Genomic DNA, 955 nt, shown 5'->3' with positions numbered 1-955 from the left:
ACGTCGCGGGATTCGCGTGGCTCGCGTCGTCGGTGTGCGCGGCGGCGCCGGGCACCGCCGCGCACGCGACGATGGCGAACCCCGCAGCACCGGCGACTGCCGCGTCCGCCGACGCGCAGCGTCTGCTCGACACCGCGCGGATGTGGGGCGTCAAGCATCGCGACGACCTCGCGCGCGACGCGCTGCGCAAGGGGCTGCTGATCGCGCCGGGCGATCCCGAGTTGCTGGCCGAACAAGTGCGCGTGCTGCTGCGGCTCGGCGATGCGAAAGGTGCGCAGGCGTCGCTCGCGCGCCTGCAGGCGCAGTCTCCGAATGCGCCCGCCACGCGGCGGGTGGCCGACGAATACCGCGTCGCGACGAGCGGGCGCGGCGAGATGGCGCAGATTCGCCTGCTCGCGCGCAGCGGCCGCGCGGACGAAGCGGCCCGGCGGATCGTCGCGCTGTTTCCGAACGGCGCGCCGTCGGGTGCGCTCGGCGCCGAGTATTACCAGATCGTGTCGAATGCGCCGGGCGGACGCGAGCCGGCGATCGCCGCGCTGCGCCGTGCGGTTGCGGCCGATCCGCAGGACACGAGCGCGACGATGGCGCTCGCGCGGCTTTTGAACCAGCGCGCCGAGACGCGGCCGGAGGCGAACCGGATCGCCTGGGCGCTCGCGAAGCGCGCCGACGCCGACCATACGGAGGCGATGGCGCTGTGGCGGCGCGTGCTGCAGTCGGCCGGCAGCGATCCCGCGTATCTCGATGCACTGCATGCATACCTCGCGCTCGTGCCGGACGATACCGAATTCGTCGACCGCGTCGCGGAACTGGATCGCCAGCGCGACGCGCAGCGCCAGCTCGAACGCAATCCCGACTACATCGCGCAGCAGCGCGGCCTGCAGGCGCTCGCGAGATCGGAAGAGCGTCGGGTAGGGAAAGGGTGTTTGCCGAGGGGTAGATCGCGGTGGTCGCCGTA

Annotated in this window: 1 pseudogene; it reads left to right on the top strand. The window is 72.8% G+C overall.

Going from position 1 to position 955, the window contains the following annotated elements:
• Positions 1-955: pseudogene (locus G3N96_RS38765) on the top strand (cellulose biosynthesis protein); the annotation flags it as partial.

The sequence above is a fragment of the Burkholderia sp. Se-20373 genome (assembly GCF_017104705.1).
GTDB lineage: Bacteria > Pseudomonadota > Gammaproteobacteria > Burkholderiales > Burkholderiaceae > Burkholderia.
The sequence above is the reverse complement of the archived record's forward strand: the minus strand, read 5'-3'. Positions and strand labels throughout refer to the sequence as shown.